Consider the following 18990-nt stretch of genomic DNA (forward strand, 5'->3'; position numbering starts at 1 on the left):
TAAACCACACCTGAATTGATGACTAGTTCGACACGAGAGCGAAGAACGTGCAAGATCGCTCCTGCCGCTCTCCTCGTGGGGCGGCGCACCCTCATTGCAACGGCCCGAGCCCGTAACTCGGCTTGAGAAGAGAGCAGTTAGACACCCATGTACTACAAGCTCCTCCAGTGGATGTGGGGCGCGCCCAGCGCCTGATCAGCCCTCGACGGCAGCGCATGATGCCTGCCTTCGAACGGAAGGACCGGCGCCCGGGCGTGTTTCAGGAGCCGGTCCTCCCCGTTCTCCCCGGCAGTAGCTGCCGCAGGCTCTCCGCCTCGGCCTCGCGGCCCAGGCTCCGGTACACCTCCGCCCCCTTCTCCGCGTACCCCAGGGCCAGTTCGTCGCGATGCGTGGCCAGGGCCGTACGCGCGAGTCCCTCCAGTGCCCGCGCCGCAGCGGGGCGGGAGCCCGTGCGCTCGGACAGCAGGCGCGCCTGCTCGTACACCTCCATGGCCGGGGCCGCCCGGCCCGCCGACCGGTGGACGTCGGCCACGCCGAGCAGGGCTCTGGTGCGCTCATAGGCGCTGTCGATCCGCCGCGCGACCTCCTCCGCCAGGGTGAAGTGCCGCAGCGCCCCTTCGTCGTCGCCGTTCGCGGCCTGGGCGGCGCCGAGGCTGATCAGGGCGTTCGCCTCGCCCAGCGCGTCACCCCGGGCGCGGTGGCTTTCCAGCGACCTCCGGAACCCCTCCAGCGCCCGCGAGGTGTCACCCATGGCCTGGTACACGGTGCCCAGATTCGTATCCAATATGGCGATTTCGCGTGCTCCGCTGTGCAGGCGGGCCAGCACTCTCGACCGTTCGAGGTGGTCGCGGGCGTGCTCGATGTGGCCATGGATCTGGTGGATCTCCCCGATGTTGTTGTGGGCGCGGATCTGCCCCAGCAGATCCCCCGTGCCCTCGTGGATGTGCAGCGTGCGGCGCGCTCGGCCGAGCGCCTCGTCGTAACGGCCCTCGTGGTAAAGCGCCGCCCCCTCGACGTTGAGGCAGTCCGCCTCGCCGTGCAGGTCGTCCAGGTCCCGGTAGAGCGCCAGCGCCCGCGCCACCATGCGCAGCGCCGGGCCGGTGTGCCCGGCGGCCAGATGCGCGCGGCTCGCCTGGAGCGAGCTGTCGGCGCACCCCGCGGGGTCCCTCAGGTCCTGGAACAGAGTCAGCGCCTCGCCCGCGCAGCTCAGGGCCTCCCCGGGCCCCGTCTGCGCCAGCACCTCCGCCGCCTCCACCAGCGTCTGCGCCAGCAGCAGCGGGTTGCCCCGGGAGCGCAGCGCCTCCACGGCCGCGCCGTACAGCTCGTTGGTCACCGCCCAACTGCCCCAGATCCTGAGCGAGGGGGCGAGCGCGTGCGGGAAGAGCGCCGCGCTGGACTGGTCCTCCGCGGCCGCCGTGCGGGCGGCGGCCAGCAGGTTGGCCCGCTCGGCGTCCAGCCAGGCCGCCGCCTCCTGGGCGTCACCGAACTCGGCCGCGTACACCGACAGCCGCTCGGGCTCCAGGGCCCTGCGACGCGGGTGCGTGAGGCGGTGGGCCCGGTGCGCGGAGGTGAGGCAGTATCCGAGGAGCCTGCCGACGGCGTCGCCGCGTGCTTCCTCCGGCTCCTCGGCGATGGACATGCGCAGCGCGAACGCCCGGGTGAGGTCGTGCAGTTGATAGCGGCCGAGCACCGGCTCCGCCAGCAGATGGCAGTCCAGCAGCTCCTCGATGCTGCGCCGCACGCCCTCGGCCCCGCCACCCGGTCCGAGCCCGTCGCCCCGCCCCGACAGGGCGGCGGCCGCCGCAGCCGTGATGTCGGGCCCGGGGTGCAGCGCGAGCAGGCGCAGTAATCGGCGTGTGCCGGACGTCAGCTCCGCGTACGAGAAGCGGAACGCCGAGACGAACACCTCCTCGTCGAGTTCGTCCAGCGGATCGCTCGTCTGGGCCAGGCGCTCCAGGAGATGGCGCAGATCCCAGATCTCCCGGTGCCGGAAGCGGCCCGCGAGCAGCGTCGTGGCGAGCGGATGGCGGCCGCAGGCGTCCACCAGCAGCTCGAGCGCCTCCGGATCGCGCGAGGTGCGGGCCGTGCCGGCGATCCGGGTGAACAGGGCCGCCGCCTCCCGCGCCGACAGCGCGTCCACCGCCAGGGAGCTGGCCCCGTCCAGTGCGGAGAGCCGGTTGCGGCTCGTCACGATCGCCAGGCACCCGGCCGAACCGGGCAGCAGCGGGCGCACCTGGGCGGCGTCCCGGGCGTTGTCGAGCACGACCAGCACCCGGTGGTGCGCGGTCCACTCCCGCCACGCGGCCGCCCGCTCGTCGAGGGTGTCCGGCAGCGCCTGGCCGGTCCCGGCGGCCTGGAGCAGGAAGGCCAGCGCCTCGGCCGGGTCGACGGGCCGCCGTCCGCTGAACCCGTGCAGATCGACGTACAGTTGACCGGCCGGATAGTCCTCGGCCAGCCGGTGCGCGGCGTGCACCGCCAGCGCGGTCTTGCCGATACCGGGCATTCCGTGCAGAACGGCGAGCGGCAGCGCGTACCCGTCGGCGTCGGCGATCCCCTCGCGCAGAAGCGCCAACTCCTCGGCCCGGCCGGTGAAGTCCCGGGTGTCGCGGGGGAGGTTGTTGCGACCCGGGTGGCACGACGGGGGCTGCGCGGCCGGGGCGGCGGTGGGCGTGGGGGGAGTGGGCGAGGCCGGGGCGGCGCCGGGCGCCGGGCGGCGGGGGAGTGGGGACGGCCGGGACAGGGGCCCCGATGGTGACGGTCTCGGCACGGGGCCCCGCCAGACCCCGGTCCTGTTCCAGGATCCGCTGGTGCAGCGCCCGCAGATCGGCCCCCGGCTCCATGCCCAGCCCCTCCCGCAGGCGGGCGTGCGTCATGCGATAGAGCTCCAGCGCCTCGCTGTGCCGTCCGCTGCGGGTCAGTGCCAGCATGAGGGAGCCGACCACCCCTTCCGCCAGCGGGCTCTCCGCCGCCAACTCGCGCAGCTCGCCGATGAGATCGGCATGCCGCCCCAGCTCCAGCTCCAGCCGGATGCGCTCCTCCCGGACATGGCGGTGGTCCTCCACGAGCCGCGTGCGCACCGAGGCCGCCCACTCGCCGGAGCTCTCGGTCAGCGGCTCGCCCCGCCACATGCTCTCGGCGGTCCGCAGCAGCCCGATCGCCCAGTCCGTGCGGCCCTGCTCCGCCGCCACCGCGGCCTCGGCTCGGAACCGCTGGAAGCGGACCAGATCCAGATCGTTCTGGTCGCTCATCCGGAGCCGGTACCGCCGGGGCGGCAAGTGGTCCAGCCGCACGAGCGGCCCCACCGCGTCCCGAAGGTTCTTCCGCAGTTTGGAGAGGTACGTCTGGAGCGTGGCCGGACCCTTGGGCGGGGGCTCGTCGCCCCAGACCCGCTCCATCAGCGTGTCCACGGCAACGGGTTCCCCGCGCGCGTGTACCAGAACGGCGAGCACGCAGCGGTGTTTCACCGAACCGAGCAGGTGCTGCTGGTCCCCGTGCCATAGTTCCAGAGGTCCCAGAGCAAGAAGGTCCATATCGCCCCCCGATGGGTGCGCCACTTCCTGCCGCCACCGGCAGCGTCCGCACGTCTGTGCGGAACAGTCCACTGTTCCCTGCGCCACCGGCCCGGACCAGAGCGCACGGGGGCGTGAGCGGGGCGCATGGCGCGGCGCCTTTCCGCGTACAGCTGGAACGCAGGATTCCTGCAAGCCGCCTGTCCACGTCGGTGGGCAGATGCGTCCCGGGCCGCCATCAACCGCGGCCTCCGCGGGCCTCCCGTCCGCGGCGACGGAAACGGGGACTGATCAGATGAGCCTGACCATGCCGGACGCGTACCGGCCCCTTGTACCGGTGCGCCTGGACGTCGAACGCTGGGCCACCCGGCGTACCCGCAGGAAGATCCTGGCCGTGGTGCACACCGTCACGGCCGGACAGCGGCTGCTCGAAGCCGTACGGCTACTGGAGGGCGACGCCCGGGTGCAGGTCTTCTTCACCCAGGCGCCCGACGTGTTCAGCCACGGCGTGGACCACTTCCTGGAACGGCTGGGCGGCCTGGTCCTGCCCTGGCACCAGGCCATCCAGCTGCCGTTCGACCTGGCGGTGGCGGCCGCCCACGGCGGACTCCAGGAACTGCACGCCCCGGTGATCGTGCTGCCGCACGGCGTCGGGCACAACAAACTGATCCCCGCCGGGCAGCGCGGCCGCCCGGTCGCCGGGCGCGGGATCTACGGACTCGACCGGCAATGGCTCATCCAGGACGGCCGGTTGGTGCCCGAATCGCTCGTGCTGGCCCACCACGAGGACCTGACCCGGCTCGGCCGCGCGTGCCCCGAGGCGCTGCCCGCCGCCGAGGTGGTCGGCGACCCCTGCTCCGACCGGATCACGGCGAGCCTGCCGCAACGGGCCCTCTACCGCGACGCCCTGGGGGCCGGAGCACGCCAGCGACTGGTCACCGTCTGCTCCACCTGGGGGCCGGGCTCCCTCCTGGGCCGCCAGTGGGAGCTGCTGGAACGACTGGTCGACGAGCTGCCCCGGGAGGATTTCCGGGTCGCGCTCCTGCTCCACCCGCACGTCTGGAACGCCCACGGCGAATGGCAGATCCGCAGCTGGCTCGCGGGACTCGTGCGCTCCGGGCTCCTGGTGATCAGCCAGCACTCCGACTGGGTCGGGGCGCTGGTCGCCGCCGACCACATCGTGGGGGACCACGGCTCCGTCTCGCTCTACGGGGCGATGACCGGCGTCCCGGTCCTCATGGGCAACGTCCCCGACAGCGACCTGGACCCCGGCTCGCCCGCCGCCGAACTGGCCTCCTTCGCCCCGCGGCTGCACGCCGACCGCCCCCTGGACCGCCAGCTCGCCCGCGCCGCCGCGGGCTACCGCGCGGAGCGGTACGAGCAGGTGACGGCCCGGATCACCTCGGAGCCGGGACGGTTCGCCGTCAGGATGCGGGCCCTGCTCTACCGCAAGCTCCGGCTGCGTGCCCCCGCCGTCCGGCCGCGTACCGACCACGCGCCGCTGCCGGTGACGGCACGCCACGACGCCTGGGGGTACGCCCGATGACCGCGACGACCGTACGGATCACCGAGGACGCTCCGCAGCGCGGGGGCCGCCGGACAGGAGCCGCCCTGCTGCACCCCGACCGCCCGCTGCGGGTCCTCGACGAGCACCTGCGCGTCCGGCTCCCGGCCGCGCACCCGATGCCGCTGCTGGCGGACGTCCTGGTGGCGGAGCACCCGTCCGGGACGCGGTCGCCGTACGGGGGCCCCGTCCGGTACGTCGCCGAACTCGCCGACGGCCACCCAGGCGCCCTGGTGGTGGCCGTGTACCGGGGCCCGCGCTGCTGGCTGTGGCTCGGCGGCCGGCCGCGGCTGCTGGTCCGCGGACCGGGAGGGCCGGCGCAGCCCTGGGCGGTCTGGGCCTCGGTCGCACACGTCTGGCTGGTGGCCGGCCTGGACCCGGCCGCGTTCGACCCGGCCGCCGTACGGGTCGTCAGGACCGTACGCGACTACGTCCCGGCCTCGCCCCGGACGTCCCCGGACGGGACCGGCCCCAGCGATGGGGAGTCCTCCGCTTCCGGCGGCTCCAGCACATCGAGCCGGGCCTGCGCCACGACCGCCTCCGCCGACCCGGACCGGCCGACGGAGGCGTACAGGGACACCGCCTCCCGGTAGAACCGCCCGGCCCGCCGAGGCTGCCCGCGCCGCTCGGAGAGCCGGGCCAGCCCGCCGAGCACGTGGGCCGCCTCGAACCCGGCGGCTTCCGCCCGTAACGCGGACAAGGCCGCCGACAGCTCCGCCTCCGCCCGGTCGAGCCTGCCCAGACCCACGTAGGCCCGGCCGGTCAGGCCGGCGGCGCGCGCCGCGTTGTACGTGTCGCCGGCCGCCTCCAGGGTGAGGCGGGCGGCTTCGGCCTCGACGACGGCGATCTCGTACCGCTCCTGGGCCAGGGCGATGCCGGCCAGATTGAACCGGGCCAGCGCACCGGCCCGGAGATCGCCGTGGGCGGGCAGCTCGGCGGCCGCCCGGGCGAAGTACTCGGCCGCGCGGTCCTGGTGCCCGAGCCGCTGATGGGCCAGCCCCCGGTAGTTCAGCGTCCGGGCGTGCCCGAGGGCGTCGCCGCGCTCCAGGAAGGAGGCGGCGGCCCGCTCGAACATGGCCAGCCCCTCGGCGTGGTCACCGGTGGCGAGCCTCCCCAGGGCGCCGGAGGTCAGCATCCGGCAGGCCGCCTCACCGTTCCCCGCCTCCTCGGCGGCCAGCAGTCCCTCCCGGTGCGCCTCGGTCCACTCGCGGTACAGCTTGCGACGCGGGAACAGCGGCCACAGTGCGTCGGTCAGCTGCCAGGCGAGCTCCGGGGCGCCCATCGGGCGCGCGAGACGGACCACCGCCATCAGATTGGGCAGCTCCCGCTCCAGCCAGTCCAGCGCCGCTTCCGCCGCCGTCTGTCCGGCGACGGGACCGAGGTCCTCCTCCGCGACGGACTCCGGCTCCACGCCCCGCCCGAACTCCCGCTCCGGACCGGCACGCCCGGGCTCGATGATCTCCTCGGCCCGGCCGGCGGCGGCGAGATAGTGGTGGCCGATGCGCAGCAACGCGGCGGCCCGTTCGTCGCCGCTCTCGTCCTGAGCGGCCCGCGCGGCCGCGTGCAGCCGCACCAGATCGTGGAACCGGTAGCGCTCGCCGCCCGACGCCTCGGCGACATCGACGAGCAGATTCGCGTCGTGCAACGCGTCGAGCGCCTCGACGGCGTCCCCGCCCAGCAGCGTCCGCGCCACCGGGGCGCCGAACTCCCTGCCAGGGTGGAGCCCCAGCAGCCGGTAGAGGCGGGCCGCCGTGGGCGGCAGGCCCTGGTACGAGAGGTCCAGCGTCGCCCGCACGTCGCGGTCGCCCTCTATCGCCAGTGCCTCCAGCCGTTCGTGCTCCTCGGACAGGGCCCGGACCATCGCGGTGATGCCCTGCCGGGGGCGCGCCGCCAGCCGCGCCCCGGCGATGCGCACCGCGAGCGGCAGCCCCGCGCAGAGCAGGACGAGAGCCCGCGCCTCCTCGGGCTGGGCGGCGACCCGGCCGTCGGCGAGGGTCGCGTCGAGGAGTTCGACCCCCGCCTCGGGGGAGAGGGGCTCCAGATGGATCACATGGCCCCCGTCGAGGCTCAGCCCCGGCATCCTCCGACGGCTGGTCACCGCCGTCACACACGGTCCCGCCGGCAACAGGGGCCGCACCTGGGCCGCCGTCGCCGCGTCGTCCAGCAGCACCACGAGCTGCCGGCCGGCCGTCAACGACCGGTAGAGCGCGACCCGTTCACCCAGCGCCGGAGGCACCTGACCGCTCGGGACGCCCAGTGCCCGCAGGAACCTGGCCACCACCTCACCGGGGTCGGCGGGACCGTCCGGCGCCTGCGCGCCCAGATCGGCGTACAGCTGACCGCCGGGGAAGTGGGGGCGCAACGTGTGCAGCCAGGCCAGCGCGACCGCGGTCTTCCCCACCCCGCCCAGCCCGCTCACCGCCGCCAGCGTGGGATGCCCGTCCTCCGTGGCCCGGTCCCGGTGCGCCTCCAGGGCGCGGAGCTCGTCCGTGCGGTCGGTGATCCGGACCGGGGGCGGTAACTGCCAGGGTGGCGGTACCTCCTCCCGCGCCCCGGCCCCGGACACATGGATTCCGCCGTACACGCTTCCCGTCTGCACCACGAAGCCGTGCACCGTGCCGCTCAGGTCGTTGGCGTTCGTGCTGTGCTCGTGCCCCCGCATGCTTCCCCCTCCGGACAGCCGAGTACCAGCTTTCACCAGACATCCTTTCCGTACAGGCGCTCGATACCCGGGCCCACGGCGATCGGCCGCGGCGGCCGCCTCCTCATCCGGGGAACGCAGGGCAGTTCGGCATATGCCAATCAGATATGCGCTGCGTGATGGCGACCCTACGCGCCGCGCACACCGGCTCCGCCTTTTCACGCGTTCTCCGCCCCCGGCGCCGCGCGCTGTGGCACCGTGGATCAACTGACGACCCGGATGTGCGGGGTGTCCGCGTAGGGGGATCCTCATGCGATTTCGCACTGTCGCGGTCTCGGCCGCACTCGTCCTGTGCGCCACGGCGGGCACGGCCGCCTGTTCGTCCCCGTCGGACGCCGCCGACGGCACCCGCCCCGCCGGCCCCGCCACCTCCGCGACGCCTGTTCCCGGGGACGGCATGGCGGGCAACATCGAGACGGGCGAGCGTCGGGCCGGTCCGCCCGAGACGGACGGCCGGGTCGGGGCGGGCCCCGCGATGTGCGAGACCTCCGCCGCCGCGATCCCGGCGGAGTGCGCCCTCGATCTCTCGTTCCACGACATCGCCGAGGGGGAGCAGGCCGCGGGGCCACCCGTGCGGTGACACCGGCTACCCAGGAGGGGCGGGCGCACACAGGTGCGCCCGCCCCTCTCCCTGTGCCCGCGGCGTGCCTGCCGGGTGTACATCGTTCGCACCATGGGGCCCCTGCGTCACGGAAGCCCCTTCCATCCGTCACGGCGATCTCTTAGTCTCACACTCTGTTCACATACTGGTATTTGATGATCTCGCAACAGAGGTCAGGCGCGGGGGTAGTGAAGCATGCGTGAAAAGTGGCGCTCGAAGTTGAGCGTTCTCGCCGGCGCGTCAGCACTCGCGGTCTCGGTGGTCACCGTGACACCGGCGCTGGCCGACGACGCACCGGTGGGCCCCCAGGAAGTGCGGATGCCGGCGGACGTGCGGATCGTCGAAGGCGGGGCCACGGCTCCCGGGGAGACCGTTCCCTTCCCGGCGGAACAGGCGGGACCGGTGGGACCGGCGGGACCGGCGGGACCGGTGGAAAGCGCGGCATCGGGCGGACAGGCGGAAGCCGTGGCCGCGGCCGCTCCGTCGTCGAGCGCGTGCCTGGGTTCGACCGCCGCCTACGGCGCCAGTGGGTGCTTCCAGCACAGCGGCGACATCGTCTGGGCGGGCGACACGAAGAAGGACGGCATGTCCGCGGCGGTCGGTGTCTACACCGACTACGGGCGCGCCGAGGAGGTCTGCGTCAACAAGCTGGGCGTGGACACCTGGGCGACCTGCAACAAGAACTACCGCGAGGACGGGAACGTACGTCTGCGGGTCCTGCGCTACGACGGCGACACGGGCAAGTTCTACCAGCCCGAGACCTGGTCCGGCTGGATCCCGGTCGACGGGAAGTTCTGACCGCCACCTCGCGGGGGCGAGCCGGACCGCGCTGCGCTCGTCCCCGCGAGGGCGCGACGCACCCGCGACGCACCCGCGACGCACCCGCTCGTCCTCACGCTCCGAGCAGACTCGCGACCTCCTGCTCACCGGACATCGTCGACTCCCCTCTGCGGCGACGGCCGCGTGCTGCTCGAAGTGACGTGAGCGTGGCCGCCGATGGCGAAATTGCTGTCCACGACCGTACCGATGTTGACACCACCGTCGCTGATGTGGACGACCTTCTGCGCGAACTCACCGGTCTGGTAACCGGCTTCAGCCAGTGCCTCCTTCACGCCGTAGGCGATGCGGTCCTGGATGCTCTTCAGGTAACGGTCGACGTCCATGCGGTGGAAGAGCGACCCGACGGGCTCGGCGGCGAGTTCGCGTACCGACAGGGCGGGCCCGTCGGGCCGGGCGCCGTCGGCCTCGCCGGTGAGCCGGCGCCAGCCGCGCACGACGTGGCGGCCGAGCGTCATCAGGGCCTGCCCGGGCGCCCCGGCCACCAGGGTGAAGATGTGCACGGCCTTGCCGAAGACGTTCATGTCGGCGAAGCGGTAGGCGAGATGATCGGCGTCCTTGAAGTCCGCGCGGACCGGCAGGAGCGCGTGCGGAGCGATCTCCAGCATCAGCATCCGGCCCTGCGTGTGGATGCGTACGAAGACCGTGACGACCAGGCCCTCCTTCAGCCGTCGACCCTGACACGCAAGAAGTGCCGGCGCCTCTCACCGCCCTCCTCCACGGCTCGCGCCCGGTGCGCCTCGAAGGAAGCCTGGTCGTAGGGAGCCTCCTCACGGTGATCCACGCCCTCCATCGGCAGCAACACGCACTCGTCGATCCGCAGATGACGCAGTCGGTCCCGTACGGCCTGGGCGCCCCCCTCGACGGACGCCGGCACTTCCCGCAACTGCTCGAGGAAGGGGCGCACCGCGGCGAGGACCGTCGCGTTTCCGAGGGGCCGTCTCTCCCCCGTTCCGTTCGGCCGCAGTTCGACCGCGAGGACCCAGGGGTCCTGGGCGGCGCCGGCGCCGCAGAAGGGGTGTGCCTCGTGGTACATCACCAGCGGCGAGTGCTGTTCGAGCCGGATGCGGCGTGTGACCCACAGAAAACGACGTCTCCGGAACCGCTCGGCCCGGTCCACGGCCGCGCTCGCGAAGCCTCGCCGGGACAACTCGCCGCGCAGTACGTGTACGAAGTGCAGCTCCTGCCCGGCGACGCACGCACCGAGCGCCAGCAGCACCGCCAGCGAGGCCCAGGCCTCCCACGGCCCGACGCCGGCGCTCATGGAACTCAGGACGGTGAGCAGGACGGAGTCCTTGCCCTGCTTCCCGGGCCCGGCCTCCTGTTCGGCGACCCCGCTCAGCCCCCGGACCACGCTGTAGCCCACCAGCTTCCCGGCCCCGGTCTCCTCTTCGGCGGCCACGCCCAGCCCCCGGACCACGCTGTAGCCCACCAGGCAGACGAGGAGCAGCCGCCCGATCCAGCGCATGACGAAGGACGGCAGGCGCCGGTAGGCCGACGGGGCGCCGGCGGTGCCCTTGATCGCCTTTCCGAACGTGATCAGCAGCCCGGGAACCACGAGTGCCAGCAACCAGAGGGAGATCACCGCCCCCACCGCCACGAGCAGGACGACCATGACCGCCCAGGCCAGCTCGACCCGCCGGGCGCGCAGCGCGTGAGCGAGGACGCGGGCGGCGTCGAACCCGGACGAAGGTGCCACGACCCGCTGTTCGCTCCGGTACAGCTCGTCGATCACCTGATCGCGGTACTCGGTGTCCAGATAGGTTCCCGCGCAGAGCAGGCGGCTCGCCTCGCTCACCCGTGCGGCGGCAGCTGGTGACCGTACGGTGTCTCTCGGCGTCCGCTGCGGAGGCCGGGGCTGCCATGGCACATGGTTGACGCTCACTGCGCTCCTCGTCGAAAAGCCGTGCACGGTAAGCCAGTTCAGCGCTTTTAGTGTAGGGCGGCGGCAGTGGGAGACCCATGGAACGCGGTTGCCCGTCGTGTCGCCCGGCACGGCGGTCAGCGGGGCGCCCCGCCCCATGGCTCAGCGTGCTGCCTGGATGAGGTGGTGGGGTGCGCGAGCCGCGCCCAGGGCGTGTCCGGGGCCCCGCCCACTGGCGTCTGCCCACCTATGGAAACAGACCCCCTGATCTGGCTGAATGCCTGATCAGAGGGCCTGTATGGCACCTGAACTGTGGTGCCCCCGGCAGGATTCGAACCTGCGCACCCGGCTCCGGAGGCCGATGCTCTATCCCCTGAGCTACGGGGGCGTATCGCTGTGCTGCTCTGCGACGGGTGAAACACTACCAGCTTCCGCAGGGTGTCCGTGAACAGGTATTCCGCCGTGCCTCCGCGCCTCTTCCTCCCGGTCGGGCGGTCCGTGGGAGCCGTGGCCACCCCACGGGGGCGGAAGTGGACAAAACCCGGACGCCGCACCTCCGGCCGACCTACTCTCGAAGGGTGCCAGGGGCTTACGGCCGCGTGCTTGTTGTCGACGACAACAAGGTCATCCGGCAGCTGATCAGGGTCAATCTCGAGCTGGAGGGCTTCGAGGTCGTGACCGCGGCCGATGGTGTCGAGTGCCTGGACCTGGTCGAGCGGGTCCGCCCCGACGCGATCACCCTCGATGTCGTGATGCCCCGGCTGGACGGCCTGGAGACCGCCACCCGCCTGCGCTCCGACCCCCGGACCCGTCGCCTGCCCATCGCCGTCATCAGCGCCTGTACGCCCAACGAGGTCGACGCGGGTGTGGCGGCCGGGGTCGACGCGTTCCTGGCGAAGCCGTTCGAGCCCAGCGAGCTGGTGCGGATCATGCGCCGGCTGGTGACGGGGGAGGAAGATCCCTCGGTGGACGGCCGGCGCGGTGCCGGGCGGGCGGGGAGCGCCACCGGCTGACCTGCGCGGCGAACCGCCCCGGGCCCACCGGTGCGGTGCCGCCGGGCCCGGCCGACCCGGGCGTCGGGCGGGGTCCGGCCGACCGGATGGCGAAACCGGGTCGCGGAGTGCCCCCCTCTCTCACCTACGCTTGACCCGTGACCCCCGCCGACCTCTCCCGGACCGTGCTGCACGCCGTGCGCCGCGCGGTCGACGAGGATGCCCTGCGCGCACCCGTGCCCGCGCGCGTGCGGGTGGAGAGAACCCGGCCCGGCGGCAGCGGGGACTACGCCTGCGCCGTCGCGCTCCAGCTCGCCGGGCCCGCCGCGCTGCCCGCCCTGGAGGTCGCCCGCATCCTGCGGGAACGCGTCGCCGCCGCACCCGGCGTCGGACGGGTCGAGATCACCGGACCGGGGTTCCTGAGCTTCACCCTCGACGCCCCGGCCGCGGGCGACCGGGCCGTGCTCGACGCCGTACGGGAACAGGGCCTCGCGTACGGACACGGGGACGCGCTCCGGGACGAGATCCTCCAGTTCCACCACGCCCGGGAGGTCCGCGCCGCCGTCACCGCCCACGCCGTCCGCCGGCTCCTCGTCGCCCAGGGCGCCCGGGTCCGGGTCAGCTGCGAGGAGGCGTCCGACCCGGACTGGGCCCGCCTCGGCGTCACCGTGGACGCGCACGGGACGCCCCCCGTACCGCTCACCGGGATCCGGCCCGTCCCCGCCGGGGCCACCGCGGGGGAGTTGCTGGAGCGGCTCGGGTCCGGCGCGGCCCGCTGGGGGCTTTTGCGGCCCGCCGGGCACGACCGTGCCGCCCTCGGCCCCGGACTGCTCGTCCAGGGCGAGGCGAACCCGCTCTTCCGGGTCCGTCACGCCCACGCCAGGACCCGTGCGCTCACCCGCGGGGCCGCCCTCCTCGGCTTCACCGCCGAGGCCGTCGCGTACGGCGCAAGCCTTGCCGGGTCCGCCCCGTACGCCGGGTCCGCCCCGTACCACCGGCATGCCGAGCCCACCCCGGGCGCCGAAGGCCCCGTCCCGCACGACGGTGCGGCCCGCCCCCTCCTCGACCTCATCGCCGACCACCCCGGCGTCCTGCTCGCAGCAGCCCGTCACCGCGCGCCCGACCGGGTCGCCCGGCAGCTGGAAGCCGTCGCCCACGCGTTCTTCGACTTCCACGACTCCTGCCCGTCCCTGCCCGTCGGTGACGAGAAACCCTCGGCCGCCCACCGTGCCCGGCTGGCTCTCGCCGAAGCCGCCGGGACGGTGCTGGCAGGCGGCCTGTCCCTGCTCGGCATCCGCGCGCCCGAACACCTCTGACGCGATCAGAAGAGACCCGAAAGAACCATCACGATGAGCCGCTCCGCACACCCCGCAGGACCCCGTCACGCCGACGTCCTCACCGAGGGGCACTACTCCGCGCCCGCCGCCGACCTCAACGCCCTCGACGAGAAGGTCTGGTCACGCACCGTCACCCGCGACGCGGACGGCGCCCTCACCGTCGGCGGGATGACCGTCGCCCGGCTCGCGGAGGAGTTCGGCACCCCCGCCTACTTCCTCGACGAGAGCGACTTCCGGGCCCGCTGCCGCGCCTGGTCCGACGCCTTCGGCCCGGACGCCGACGTCTTCTACGCCGGGAAGGCCTTCCTCTCCCGCGCCGTCGTGCGCTGGCTGAAGGAAGAGGGGCTGAACCTCGACGTGTGCTCCGGCGGGGAGCTGACCACCGCGCTCGACGCCGGTATGCCCGCCGAACGCATCGCCTTCCACGGCAACAACAAGACCGTCGCCGAGATCGAGCGGGCCGTCGAGGCGGGCGTCGGGCGGATCGTGCTCGACTCCTTCCAGGAGATCGCCCGCGTCGCCCACATCGCCCGGCGCCACGGCGTCCGCCAGCGGGTGCAGATCCGCGTCACCGTCGGAGTCGAGGCCCACACCCACGAGTTCATCGCCACCGCGCACGAGGACCAGAAGTTCGGCATCGCGCTCGCCGACGGGCAGGCCGCCGAGGCGGTGCGCCGCGCCCTCGCCCTCGACGGCCTCGAACTCATCGGCGTCCACTCGCACATCGGCTCGCAGATCTTCGACATGGCCGGCTTCGAGGTCTCCGCCCGCCGCGTGGTGCAGCTGCTCGCCGAGATCCGCGACGAGCACGGCGTCGAACTGCCCGAGATCGACCTCGGCGGCGGCCTCGGCATCGCGTACACCTCCGAGGACGACCCCCGTGAGCCGCACGAGATCGCCAAGGCGCTCAGCGACATCGTCACCCGCGAGTGCGAGGCCGCGAAGCTGCGCACCCCCCGGATCTCCGTCGAGCCGGGGCGCGCCATCGTCGGCCCCACCGCGTTCACGCTGTACGAGGTCGGCACGATCAAGCCCCTGGAGGGGCTGCGGACGTACGTCAGCGTCGACGGCGGCATGTCGGACAACATCCGCACCGCGCTGTACGACGCCGAGTACAGCGTCGCGCTCGTCTCCCGCACCTCGGACGCCGAACCGATGCTGGTCCGGGTCGTCGGCAAGCACTGCGAGAGCGGTGACATCGTGGTCAAGGACGCGTTCCTCCCCGCCGACCTGGCCCCCGGCGACCTGATCGCCGTCCCCGCCACCGGCGCGTACTGCCGTTCCATGGCCAGCAACTACAACCACGCACTGCGCCCGCCGGTCGTCGCGGTCCGCGACGGAGAGGCCCGCGTGATCGTCCGGCGCGAGACGGAGGAAGATCTCCTGCGTCTCGATGTCGGCTGATGAAATAGTCATCTCAGGATCCGGACGTGGGTCAGAAACTCCCGTCCGGTGAGTGAGACTGGTCCCCAATGAGCATGGCCCTCCGGCGGCTGGGGGTGCGACGCCGCCCCCATCTCCGGAGGGTCCAGGTATGAGAAACGAGGTCGGATGATGCGTACGCGTCCGCTGAAGGTGGCGCTGCTGGGCTGTGGTGTGGTCGGCTCAGAGGTGGCGCGCATCATGACGACGCACGCCGACGACCTCGCGGCGCGCATCGGCGCGCCCGTCGAGCTCGCCGGCGTGGCCGTCCGCCGGCCCGCGAAGGTGCGTGAGGGCATCGACCCCGCACTGATCACCACCGACGCCACCGCGCTCGTGGAGCGCGGCGACATCGACGTCGTCATCGAGGTCATCGGGGGCATCGAACCGGCCCGGGCGCTCATCACCACCGCCTTCGAGAACGGCGCGAGCGTCGTCTCCGCCAACAAGGCGCTGCTCGCCGAGGACGGCGCGGCCCTGCACGCCGCCGCCGAGAAGTACGGCCGCGACCTGTACTACGAGGCCGCCGTCGCCGGGGCCATCCCGCTGGTGCGGCCGCTGCGCGAGTCGCTCGCCGGGGACAAGGTCAACCGGGTGCTCGGCATCGTGAACGGCACGACCAACTTCATCCTCGACAAGATGGACACCAGCGGGGCCGGCTACTCCGAGGCGCTCGACGAGGCCACCGCCCTCGGGTACGCCGAGGCCGACCCGACGGCCGACGTCGAGGGCTTCGACGCCGCGGCGAAGGCCGCGATCCTCGCCGGGATCGCCTTCCACACCCGCGTGAAGATCGGCGACGTGCACCGCGAGGGCATCACCGAGGTCACCGCCGCCGACATCGCCTCGGCCCGCCGGATGGGCTGCACGGTCAAACTGCTGGCCATCTGCGAGCGCGCCGCCGACGGGGCCTCCGTCACCGCCCGCGTCCACCCCGCGATGATCCCGCTCAGCCACCCGCTGGCGTCGGTCCGCGAGGCGTACAACGCGGTCTTCATCGAGGCCGACGCGGCCGGGCAGCTCATGTTCTACGGGCCCGGCGCCGGCGGCTCGCCGACCGCCTCCGCGGTCCTCGGCGACCTCGTCGCGGTCTGCCGCAACAAACTGGGCGAGGCCACCGGCCCCGGTGAGTCCGCCTACACCCGCCTGCCGGTCAGCCCCATGGGCGAGGTCGTCACGCGGTACCACATCAGCCTCGACGTGGCCGACAAGCCGGGCGTGCTCGCCCAGGTCGCGACGGTCTTCGCCGAGCAGGGGGTATCCATCGATACCGTCCGCCAGCAAGGACGAGGTTCAGGCAGCGGCGACGAAGGAGCCATCGAGCAGGGTGGCGGCGGGCGACGGGCGGGCGGAGGCGGCGAGGCGTCCCTCGTCGTCGTCACCCACCGCGCGCCCGACGCCGCCCTCTCCGGGACCGTCGAAGCGCTGCGCAAGCTCGACACCGTGCGCGGTGTCGCCAGCATCATGCGTGTTGAAGGGGAGTAAAGGACCCATGACCAGCAAGGGCACCCACCAGTGGCGCGGCATCATCGAGGAGTACCGGGACCGGCTTCCGGTCACGAGCACGACGCCGGTCGTCACGCTTCGCGAGGGCGGTACGCCGCTCGTTCCGGCGCAGGTCCTCTCCGAGCGCACGGGCTGCGAGGTGCACCTCAAGGTCGAGGGCGCCAACCCCACCGGTTCGTTCAAGGACCGCGGCATGACCATGGCCATCACCCGGGCCAAGGAGGAGGGGGCGAAGGCCGTCATCTGCGCCTCCACCGGCAACACCTCGGCCTCCGCCGCGGCGTACGCCGTGCGCGCTGGGATGGTCTGCGCCGTCCTCGTACCGCAGGGCAAGATCGCGCTCGGCAAGATGGGCCAGGCGCTCGTGCACGGCGCCAAGATCCTCCAGGTCGACGGCAACTTCGACGACTGCCTGACCCTGGCCCGCTCGCTCTCGGACAACTACCCGGTGGCGCTGGTCAATTCGGTCAATCCGGTCCGTATCGAAGGCCAGAAGACCGCCGCGTTCGAGATCGTCGACGCGCTCGGGGACGCCCCCGACATCCACGTCCTGCCGGTCGGAAACGCGGGCAACATCACCGCGTACTGGAAGGGATACACCGAGTACGCCGGTGACGCGGTCTCGACCCGCTCCCCGCGCATGTGGGGCTTCCAGGCCTCCGGCTCCGCGCCCATCGTGCGCGGCGAGGTCGTCAAGGACCCCTCCACCATCGCCACCGCGATCCGTATCGGCAACCCGGCCTCCTGGGACTACGCACTGGCCGCACGCGACGAGTCGGGCGGCTTCATCGACGAGGTGACGGACCGGCAGATCCTCTCCGCCTACCGGCTGTTGGCCTCCCAGGAGGGCGTCTTCGTGGAGCCCGCGTCGGCCGCCTCCGTCGCCGGCCTGCTCAAGGCGGCCGAGGAGGGCAAGGTCGACCCCGGCCAGCGCATCGTCTGCACGGTCACCGGCAACGGCCTCAAGGACCCCGACTGGGCCGTCGCGGGCGCACCGCAGCCGGTCACCGTCCCGGTCGACGCGGCCACCGCCGCCGAGAAGCTCGGCCTCGTCTGATCCGGTCCCGGGCCGGCCGTCGGCACGCGCCACGGCCGGTCCGGGAAACCGCGACAACCCGCCCAACCAGCCCCTTTCCGGGGCGAGAGCGCATGGGAGGCGGGCGACACGCATCGTGCGCCTCCTGTGCGCCCTATGTCGCCACAGAACCTTCCTTCGATAAGCTGTACCCCATCCGCCCGGCATCCGCCCGCCGGACCGCCACGCCTGCGGTCCCCGTCGCGGCCGTCGGGCCGGTCGCCGGATTCCCGCATCGATTCGGAGCCCTCCGCACAGCCGCGACCCCCACCGCCATGACCCCCGCCGATCGCCCCCACCCTGAACACCACCCCTCAGCACCGCCTCACGCCCCGCCGCCGCAGAGCCACCCGCACTGCATCCCCGCCGCCTTACAAGGAGTGGTCCGACCGATGGCCGGTCCCGCGTTCCGAGCCGCCGCCGTCAGGGTGCGCGTCCCCGCAACCAGCGCCAACCTGGGGCCGGGTTTCGACGCCCTGGGCCTCTCGCTGGGGCTGTACGACGACGTCGTCGTCCGGGTCGCCGACTCCGGGCTGCACATCGACATCGCAGGTGAGGGCAGCGACACGCTGCCCCGCGACGAGAGCCACCTGCTCGTGCGCTCCCTGCGCACCGCGTTCGACCTGCTCGGCGGCCAGCCCCGCGGGCTGGAGATCGTCTGTGCCAACCGCATCCCGCACGGCCGCGGCCTCGGCTCCTCCTCCGCCGCCATCTGCGCCGGAATCGTCGCCGCCCGCGCCGTGACGACGGGCGGCGACGCCCGCCTCGACGACGCGGCCCTGCTGGAGCTGGCGACCGAGATCGAGGGACACCCCGACAACGTCGCGGCCTGTCTGCTCGGCGGCTTCACGCTCGCCTGGATGGACGGCGGCGCTGCCCGGGCGATCCGGATGGACCCCGCCGAGTCCGTCGTCCCGGTGGTCTTCGTACCGGGGCGCCCGGTGCTCACCGAGACGGCGCGCGGCCTGCTCCCGCGCACCGTCCCGCACGTCGACGCGGCCCTCAACGCCGGCCGGGCGGCCCTGCTCGTCGAGGCCCTGACCCGCCGCCCGGAGCTGCTGCTCGCCGCCACCGAGGACCGGATCCACCAGGAGTACCGGGGCCCCGCCATGCCGGAGAGCGTGGAACTGGTCAACCGCCTGCGCGCCGACGGCGTGCCCGCGGTCATCTCCGGCGCGGGACCCACGGTCCTCGCGCTGACGGAGGAGGGCTCGGCCGACAAGGTGGCCCGACTGGCGGGGGAGGGCTGGGCGGCGAACCGGCTGGCCCTCGACGCGACGGGCGCCAGTGTGCTGCCGCTGGCCGCGTAACCGCATGTGATTACCGGTGAGCGAGAGGGGGAATGTTTGTTGGAGCCGGTAGTGTTAACCTCAAGTCTGCAACCGACGTCTTTGAGGCGCGTTGCTTCGTGTCCCCCTCCGGGACCACCATTCTTCCGGGAGCCTCCCCAACTGCCTGAGCAGCCTGCCTGAGCAGTTTCGAGCACGCTCCGGAACCGGCACGACACCCCTCGCTCGTCCAGGAGTGGGCCGAGCAGGGGGATCTCGCGCCGGACCCCGCACGTTCATCTCTCCGCCGTACA

The 18990-nt window shown here is 73.1% G+C and carries 11 protein-coding genes, 1 tRNA gene and 2 pseudogenes; 9 read left to right on the top strand and 5 right to left on the bottom strand.

Going from position 1 to position 18990, the window contains the following annotated elements; all coding sequences use genetic code 11:
• Positions 1 to 259: 259 nt before the first annotated feature.
• Positions 260 to 2572, bottom strand: coding sequence for a tetratricopeptide repeat protein (locus tag ACH4KB_RS01980; protein WP_398062649.1), 2313 nt, complete (start codon positions 2570 to 2572; stop codon positions 260 to 262).
• 283 nt (positions 2573 to 2855) lie between these two features.
• Positions 2856 to 3530 (bottom strand): annotated as a pseudogene (locus ACH4KB_RS01985) (BTAD domain-containing putative transcriptional regulator); the annotation flags it as partial.
• Between the two features lie 274 nt (positions 3531 to 3804).
• On the opposite strand from ACH4KB_RS01985, the gene ACH4KB_RS01990 reads away from it, so the two are divergent.
• Complete coding sequence (locus ACH4KB_RS01990; RefSeq protein ID WP_398062651.1) at positions 3805 to 5055, top strand: hypothetical protein; 1251 nt, start codon at positions 3805 to 3807, stop codon at positions 5053 to 5055.
• Between the two features lie 445 nt (positions 5056 to 5500).
• Here ACH4KB_RS01990 and ACH4KB_RS01995 read toward each other — a convergent pair whose 3' ends face one another.
• Positions 5501 to 7735, bottom strand: coding sequence for an ATP-binding protein (locus ACH4KB_RS01995; protein ID WP_398062653.1), 2235 nt, complete (start codon positions 7733 to 7735; stop codon positions 5501 to 5503).
• Between the two features lie 289 nt (positions 7736 to 8024).
• Between ACH4KB_RS01995 and ACH4KB_RS02000 the strand changes: the two genes are divergently transcribed.
• Both ACH4KB_RS02000 and ACH4KB_RS02005 read left to right on the top strand, forming a co-directional pair.
• Positions 8025 to 8354, top strand: a complete 330-nt coding sequence (locus tag ACH4KB_RS02000; protein WP_398062655.1) for a hypothetical protein — start codon at positions 8025 to 8027, stop codon at positions 8352 to 8354.
• Between the two features lie 216 nt (positions 8355 to 8570).
• Positions 8571 to 9173: a hypothetical protein gene (locus tag ACH4KB_RS02005; RefSeq protein ID WP_398062657.1), complete on the top strand. Its 603-nt coding sequence runs from the start codon at positions 8571 to 8573 to the stop codon at positions 9171 to 9173.
• Between the two features lie 125 nt (positions 9174 to 9298).
• Here ACH4KB_RS02005 and ACH4KB_RS02010 read toward each other — a convergent pair.
• Together ACH4KB_RS02010 and ACH4KB_RS02015 are read right to left on the bottom strand one after the other, a co-directional pair.
• A pseudogene (locus tag ACH4KB_RS02010) lies at positions 9299 to 11097 on the bottom strand (hypothetical protein).
• A gap of 292 nt (positions 11098 to 11389) precedes the next feature.
• Positions 11390 to 11464 (bottom strand) — tRNA-Arg (locus ACH4KB_RS02015).
• Between the two features lie 211 nt (positions 11465 to 11675).
• Between ACH4KB_RS02015 and ACH4KB_RS02020 the strand changes: the two genes are divergently transcribed.
• The 6 genes from ACH4KB_RS02020 to thrB all read left to right on the top strand — a co-directional run bounded on the left by ACH4KB_RS02020 (position 11676) and on the right by thrB (position 18718).
• Positions 11676 to 12089, top strand: coding sequence for a response regulator (locus ACH4KB_RS02020; RefSeq protein ID WP_398062659.1), 414 nt, complete (start codon positions 11676 to 11678; stop codon positions 12087 to 12089).
• A gap of 137 nt (positions 12090 to 12226) precedes the next feature.
• Positions 12227 to 13384, top strand: coding sequence for an ArgS-related anticodon-binding protein NrtL (gene nrtL / locus ACH4KB_RS02025; protein ID WP_398062660.1), 1158 nt, complete (start codon positions 12227 to 12229; stop codon positions 13382 to 13384).
• Positions 13385 to 13417: 33 nt separating this feature from the next.
• Positions 13418 to 14809 (top strand): diaminopimelate decarboxylase, encoded by a 1392-nt coding sequence (gene lysA, locus ACH4KB_RS02030; RefSeq protein ID WP_398062661.1) that lies wholly within the window; start codon positions 13418 to 13420, stop codon positions 14807 to 14809.
• 147 nt (positions 14810 to 14956) lie between these two features.
• Positions 14957 to 16312 (top strand): homoserine dehydrogenase, encoded by a 1356-nt coding sequence (locus tag ACH4KB_RS02035; RefSeq protein ID WP_398062662.1) that lies wholly within the window; start codon positions 14957 to 14959, stop codon positions 16310 to 16312.
• A gap of 7 nt (positions 16313 to 16319) precedes the next feature.
• Positions 16320 to 17390 (top strand): threonine synthase, encoded by a 1071-nt coding sequence (thrC, locus tag ACH4KB_RS02040; protein ID WP_398062664.1) that lies wholly within the window; start codon positions 16320 to 16322, stop codon positions 17388 to 17390.
• A gap of 410 nt (positions 17391 to 17800) precedes the next feature.
• Positions 17801 to 18718 (top strand): homoserine kinase, encoded by a 918-nt coding sequence (thrB, locus tag ACH4KB_RS02045; RefSeq protein ID WP_003966267.1) that lies wholly within the window; start codon positions 17801 to 17803, stop codon positions 18716 to 18718.
• Positions 18719 to 18990: the final 272 nt, after the last annotated feature.

Origin of the sequence: Streptomyces sp. NPDC017520 (assembly GCF_044329855.1) — a bacterium.
Classification (GTDB): Bacteria; Actinomycetota; Actinomycetes; order Streptomycetales; family Streptomycetaceae; genus Streptomyces.